We start from the raw sequence: 375 nt of genomic DNA on the forward strand, positions 1-375 counted from the left end.
GGGCTGAACCGCGAGGATCTTCAGGCCAGTTCTGACCACGGATCGGCTCGTCTGCAGGATTGAGCCATACCAGGGCAGATCCGGATCCGAATGATCGTCACCGTCGATGAAGCCGCCACCGAGCTCTGCGGCAAGCGCCTCGCCGAGGGTCGTCTTGCCGACGCCGATCGGGCCGCTCAGGAAAATCGCATAGCGCTGCATCTGCGCTGTTTCGCCGACGCAACGCCTTCCGGCAAGGGGCGCGCCCGTGCGCCTACGGCCAGGCCGCCCACGCCAGTCCGTCCTGGAGCACGCGGTCGATCAGGTCGGGCTAGGCACACCATGCCGTCGCAACCAGGCGCATGGAGCGCCTTCAGCGCCAGGCCAGCTCACATC

Annotated in this window: 1 protein-coding gene; it reads right to left on the minus strand. The window is 66.9% G+C overall.

Annotated features, from left to right (window positions below; genetic code table 11):
• On the minus strand, positions 1-201 hold a 201-nt coding region (locus AB4Y92_RS26515; protein WP_441822334.1), incomplete at its 3' end, for an AAA family ATPase.
• Between the last annotated feature and the right edge of the window lie 174 nt (positions 202-375).

The sequence above is a fragment of the Lysobacter sp. TAB13 genome, from assembly GCF_052113885.1.
Taxonomy (GTDB): domain Bacteria; phylum Pseudomonadota; class Gammaproteobacteria; order Xanthomonadales; family Xanthomonadaceae; genus Lysobacter; species Lysobacter gummosus.